The organism is Simplicispira piscis (genome assembly GCF_054783455.1).
The window spans coordinates 284,701-291,079 of sequence record NZ_BAAGQN010000018.1 but is presented as its reverse complement, the minus strand read 5'-3'; the positions used below and the strand labels follow the sequence as shown (position 1 = coordinate 291,079).

At 61.5% G+C, this 6,379-nt stretch carries 4 protein-coding genes; all 4 read right to left on the bottom strand.

Annotation, left to right across the window (positions count from 1 at the left end):
* Nucleotides 1–1,261, bottom strand: a 1,261-nt coding sequence (locus ACYVOC_RS14840) for a PAS domain-containing protein (RefSeq protein ID WP_461162295.1), incomplete at its 3' end; no start/stop codon positions are given.
* 14 nt (nt 1,262–1,275) lie between these two features.
* On the bottom strand, nt 1,276–4,203 hold the full coding sequence (locus tag ACYVOC_RS14835; RefSeq protein WP_116003144.1) for an aconitate hydratase: 2,928 nt from the start codon (nt 4,201–4,203) through the stop codon (nt 1,276–1,278).
* 468 nt (nt 4,204–4,671) lie between these two features.
* Nucleotides 4,672–4,959: an H-NS histone family protein gene (locus ACYVOC_RS14830; RefSeq protein ID WP_116005928.1), complete on the bottom strand. Its 288-nt coding sequence runs from the start codon at nt 4,957–4,959 to the stop codon at nt 4,672–4,674.
* A 116-nt stretch (nt 4,960–5,075) separates the two neighbouring features.
* On the bottom strand, nt 5,076–6,374 hold the full coding sequence (locus ACYVOC_RS14825; protein ID WP_116003143.1) for a hemolysin family protein: 1,299 nt from the start codon (nt 6,372–6,374) through the stop codon (nt 5,076–5,078).
* Nucleotides 6,375–6,379: the final 5 nt, after the last annotated feature.

Here is a 6,379-nt window from a genome sequence, read left to right as displayed (position 1 = left end):
GGCGGTTGGGCAGCTGGGTGAGGGCGTCGTAGAAGGCCAGGCGTTCGATTTCCTGGGCAGCACGCTTGCGGTCGGTGATATCGCGCGAGACCCCCAGGACCCCGGTGGCGCGGCCCGCAAGGTCCCGAATGGGCGTCTTGATGGTTTCGAACTGCCCCACATACCCGTCGGCGGCAAAGGTGACCGTTTCCTCGAACACCAGGGGTTGCCAAGCCTGCAGGGCGCGCAGGTCGTTTTGAATCACGGTTTCCGCCAGGGCCGGGGGCATCAGCTCGGCATCCGTGCGGCCCAGGATCTCCTGGGCGGGGCGTCCAATGAACCGCTCAAACACCGGGTTGCAGGCCAGGTAAACACCTTGTGCGTCCTTGAGGAACACCACATCGGGCATGGCCTGGATCAGGCTGGTCAACAGCATTCTTTGCTGCGAAAGCGCTTGCTGTGTCCGCTTGAGTTCAGTCAGGTCATAGGCAAACAGCACGATGGCGGCCACGGCCCCCTGGGCGGTGCGCTCGGGCACCAAGGTGGTGTGGCGAAAACGCACTTCGCCATCGAGGCGGTCGATGCGGTTCTCGAACACCACAGTCTCGCCGTTCAAGGCGCGCTGCATAAACGGCAGCATGCGTTCCATCAGGCCCGGTGTGATGAACTCGGGCATGCGCCGCCCAATCATCTGCTCCACCGTGGTGTCGACCCAGTGGGCCTGCGTATCGTTGGCGTACAGAATCTCCAGGTCAAGCCCGATGCGGGCCACGGCGCCCGGCAGGTGGCGCAGCACACCGGCCAGCTGGTTTTCGTAGGCGCGGGTGACCGCCTCGGCGCGGATTTGTTCGGTGATGTCGGTGAGCAGCCCATCCCAGATCACACCGCCCTGACCCCAGGCGCGCGGCGTACAAGCCATACGCACCCAGCACACCTCGCCGTCTATCCGGCGAAAACGCGCCTGGGTCTCAAAGGCGCACAGCTCTTGATAGGACCGTTCTCCCAGGGCGACGAAGGCAGGAAAGTCTTCGGGCAGGATGCACTGGTACAACGTGGCGGCATCGCGCAGCACATCCTCTGCCTTGACGCCCACAATGGCTTCGATCGCCTCGCCCATGTAGGCGAAATAGCGCCGACCTTCAGCATCGCGCACCAACTGAAAAATGACGCTACCCGGCAGATTGCGCCCCAGGGCCTGCAGGCGCCGCTCGGACTCATGCAGGCGCTCGCGCAGCAGCTGCAACTCCAGCGCATGTTCCGGCGTGGGGGCGTAGTCGGCCATGGGGTTGCAATGGCTCAGGCAGCCAGCAACTGGCGCAGCACATAGGGCAGGATGCCACCCGCCCGGTAGTAGTCCACCTCAATGGGGGTGTCGATACGCAGCGTGACAGTCACCGTCTGGCGCTGGCCGTCGGCGCGGCGGATGAGCAGCGTGGCATCGCTTTGCGGTGTAAGGGCTGCGTCAGGCACGATATCGATCAGTTCGTTGCCCGTGAGGCCCAGCGACTCCCAGGTGTCCTTCCCTTTGAACTGCAGCGGCAGTACGCCCATGCCCACCAGGTTGGAGCGGTGAATGCGCTCAAAACTGCGCGCCACCACGGCCTTGATACCCAACAGCTGCGTACCCTTGGCGGCCCAGTCGCGGCTCGACCCCGTTCCATATTCTTCGCCGGCAAACACGACGGTGGGCGTGCCCTGCGCCATGTACTGCATGGCGGCGTCAAAAATAGACATCTTCTCGCCCTGCAAGGCGCCCTCACTCTGGAACACGGTGACGCCACCCTCCTCGCGCGAGCCGTCCACAGTCGGCGGGATCATCAGGTTCTTGATGCGCACATTGGCAAACGTGCCGCGCATCATCACATCGTGGTTGCCACGGCGCGAGCCGTAGCTGTTGAAGTCCTGCTTGTGCACGCCATGCTGCAGCAACCACTGGCCCGCAGGCGAGCTTTCCTTGATGGAGCCTGCAGGCGAGATGTGGTCGGTGGTGATGGAGTCACCAAACAGTGCCATGGTGCGTGCGCTTCGCACTGAAAAATCCACATCTTTCTGGCCTGAAACGCTCGCCTGATCTGCGGAAGAAGCTCCGTTTTCCATAGCAAAATCAGCAAAAAACGGGGGTTCTGCGATGTAGGTGCTGGAAGGCCAGGTGTAGGCCGTGCCACTCACGCCCTTGATCTTGCCCCACAGCTTGCCGGGTTCAGTGGCCACTTTGGCGTAGTTTGCGCGGAAGGCCTTGCCCTTCATGGCGTACTTCATCAGGGCCTGGATTTCATCGCTGGTGGGCCAGATGTCGCCCAGGTACACATCACGCCCACCCTTGCCTTTGCCCACGGGCTCGGTCATCAGGTCTTTCAATACGGTGCCCGCAATGGCGTAGGCCACCACCAGCGGAGGGCTGGCCAGAAAATTGGCCTTGATGTTGGGGTGGATGCGCGCCTCGAAATTGCGGTTGCCTGAGAGCACAGCGGCGCACACCAGGTCGTTGCGCGCAATCGCCTCATTGAGCTCGGGCGTGAGGTCGCCAGAATTGCCGATGCAGGTCGTGCAGCCATAACCGGCCAGCGCGAAACCCAGCTTTTCAAGATAGGGCAAAAGGCCGGTTTCGGTGAGGTACTCGGTCACGATGCGCGAACCCGGCGCCAGCGAGGTCTTGATGTGCGGCTGCACCCTGAGCCCGGCCTCCACCGCTTTCTTGGCCAGCAAACCGGCTGCCAGCAACACACTAGGGTTGGAGGTGTTGGTGCAACTGGTGATGGCGGCAATCAGCACGTCACCATTGCCCACAGAGGGGCCGCCTCCATTGGTCAAAACTGCAGCCCGCACAGCGGTATGGGCCGTAGCCAACGTGGGCTTGTTGCCCTCCATCTCCACCACCGAGCGGGGAGCGCCTGCCGGCGTGGGTTTGCTATCGGGGGCTTCCCCGGCCTCGATCGCGTCACCCCGCTGAAGGTGCCAGCGTGTGTGCAGCAACGCAGCCGGACGGTTGAAGCCGTTTTGCGCATTGGGCTTGCTGAACAGATCGACAAACTGTGTGCTGACCTTGCCCAGCTCGATGCGGTCTTGCGGGCGCTTGGGGCCAGCCAGACTGGGCGTTACGGCGCCCAGATCCAGCCGCACGACCTGCGAGTAATCCACCTCGCCCGCCAACGGCACGCCAAACAAGCCTTGCGCCTTGAAATAGGCCTCGAAAGCCTCGATCTCGCCCTTGGTACGGCCCGTGCCACGGAAGTAGTCCATGGTTTTTTCATCCACCGGAAAGAAACCCATGGTGGCTCCATATTCGGGAGCCATGTTGCCAATGGTGGCGCGATCGGGCAGCGAGAGGGTGCGCGTGCCCGATCCAAAAAATTCAACAAACTTGCCCACCACCTTGTGCTGGCGCAGCAGCTCCGTTACGGTGAGCACCAGGTCGGTCGCGGTCACGCCTTCACGCAGCTGGCCGGTCAGCTCCATGCCCACGACATCTGGGGTCAGAAAGTACACCGGCTGGCCCAGCATGGCCGCCTCGGCCTCGATGCCGCCCACGCCCCAGCCCACCACGCCAATGCCGTTGATCATGGTGGTATGGCTGTCAGTGCCCACCAGGGTGTCGGGGTAGTACACCCCATCTTTGCGTTTGTGCACGCCGCGTGCCAGGTACTCCAGGTTGACCTGGTGCACGATGCCAAAGCCCGGGGGCACCACGCCAAAGGTATCGAAGGCCTGCATGCCCCATTTCATGAATTCATAGCGCTCGCGGTTGCGCTGGAATTCCAGCTTCATGTTCAGGTCGAGCGAGTTCTTCTTGCCATAGTGGTCCACCATGATGGAGTGGTCCACCACCAGATCCACGGGCACCAGGGGTTCGATCTTCTTGGGGTTCTTACCCAGACGCACGGCCACGCTGCGCATGGCAGCCAGGTCGGCGAGCAGCGGCACACCGGTGAAGTCCTGCAGCACCACACGCGAAACGACGAAGGGAATCTCGTCCTTGCGTTCGGCCACGGGCTGCCAAGTGGCCAGCTGCTGCACATGCTCGGCAGTGACCTTGCGGCCATCGCAGTTGCGCAGCACCGATTCGAGCACGATGCGGATCGATACCGGCAGCCGCTTGATACCCGGGTACTTGCGCGCCAGTGCGGGCAATGAATACAACTGCCCCACTTTGCCCGAATCGGTCGTGAAACTCTTGAGCGTGGAAGCAAAGGCGTGGCGTGCCGGGCGTGGGGTTGCAAAGGCCATGGCGCTGACTCCTGAAATGCAGTGGTGGGGCCATTCTGGCATTCCCGTGCCCGAGTGCAATGGCCCAGCCATTTTCAGGGCTTATTTTGGATCCGCTGCACCTGCCATTTCGCCCGCATGGACACCACGCAAAGCCTTGCCCTCAGAAGCACAAAAAGACGGGCCCTTCAAAAACGAATCGATTGCCGCCCTGCAGACGCCACCCCGTTTACCAATACATGCGGGATTCATCTGGCGTGCGTTGACGCATACAGTGCCTCCGCTTTACTTGCGAAGTCAAAGCATCAGCTCTTAAAGAACCGCATCAGTGATCGCAAGTCAAAAATAGAACGCAGTGAGAGACTTGGCACAATGCATTCGTCCCCTCAATGCATGCCGTGGGGGTGGCGCTGATATCCAACAACGCAATACCATTTCCTGCAATGAATGTCTTGCGGCCAAATAAAAACCCGCCGAAGCGGGTTTTTATTAAATGGCGAATTGCGCCCGGTCCTGGTTTTGAATCCATTTAGGGGCCTTGCCACGCCCTGTCCAGGTTTGCCCAGTGGACGGATCGCGGTACTTGGGGGCTACCTTGGTACCACTGGAAGCGCTGCGCGCCCGTCCAGCGGGGAAGACATCCTGGGGCGTCAGATCAAACTCGGCGACCAATGCGCGCACCTGCGCAATGGCACCCGACAACTCCTGGCGTCGGGCTTCATTGATTTCATTTTCAAGGGCTTCGCGCTGCTTTAGGAGTTCTTTGTACTTGCTCATGGTGTTCATCAATGGGTAGGTGGAGGGGTAACGCGATTCATTATATACAGCATATTTATAATCTGCTGGCGCCGAAAGTAAAGCGTCAGAAAGAAACCCCTGGATATTGAAAACACCTATGCCGATGCAGATTCCTTGATGGCAAGCACCTTGTCGATGCGCTTGCCATCAAGGTCCAGCACCTCGAATATCCAGCCCGCACACGCAATGCGCTCGCCCACTTCAGGCAAACGTCCCGATTCAGCCATCAATAATCCCGCCAAGGTGTTATAGCGACCCCGGTCTTCTTCGGGAAGGTCGCGGATATCGAGCCGGGCTTTCAATTCAGCCACGGGCACCAGCCCTTCCAGCAACCATGAGCCATCCTCGCGCTGCACGGCCCAGGCATCGATGGCGGCACCGGGCTGTAATTCGCCGGTGATGGCTTCAAGCAGATCGCGCGGTGTCATGATCCCCTGCAGAACGCCGTATTCATCCACCACAAACACCATGCGACCCAAGCGGGCGCGAAACTGCTCCAGCAACTCCATGCCGCTGAGGGTTTCAGGCAGGAATATGGCAGGCTGCGCATAGTCGCCAATCTGCCCCTCGGATTGCAGGCCCAGCTCCAACAGCCGTGCAACGCTGATCACGCCCACCACATCGTCCAGCGAACTGCGACACACGGGGTACCACGAGTGCGACCCCTTGTCACCGGCCGCACTGGCCAGTTGCAAGGCCTGCGCCACGGTGTGGCTGGCATCGAGCCACTGCACATCGCTGCGCGGCACCATGATGGAAGTGAGCGGGCGGTCGTCGAGATGGAACACGTTCTGCACCATCTGGTGCTCGTGGTGCTCGATCACGCCCGCATCGCGCCCTTCGGCCAGGCTGGCGACGATTTCCTCCTCGGTCACTGCGCGCGCGGCGGCGTTGTCCACCCGCAGCACGGCCAGCACGCCCTGGGTGGACAGCGACAGCAATCGCACAAAAGGCTTGGCGATCCGGGCCACCCAGGTCATGGGACGGGCCACCAGACGCGCAACGGTTTCGGGGTACAGCTGACCGATGCGCTTGGGCACGAGCTCGCCAAATACGATGGTGATGAACGTGATGATGGTCACCACAAGGGCCGTGGCGGCAATACTGGCAGCCCCCTCGGCTGCGCCCAGGCCCTGCAGCCAGGCCGCCAGCTTGCTGCTGAACGCCGCCTCGCCAATGATGCCGTTGATCATGCCGATGGAGGTGATACCCACCTGGACCGACGACAGGAACTGCGTGGGGTTGTCCAGCAAGTCCAGCGCTGCCTGCGCCCCCTTGTCGCCGCTCTGCGCCATGGCGGCCAGGCGGGCCTTGCGGCTCGACGCCAGGGCAAGCTCCGACATGGCAAAGACACCGTTCAAAAGGGTCAGCAGCGCAATCAGCAGAAAATCCATGGATC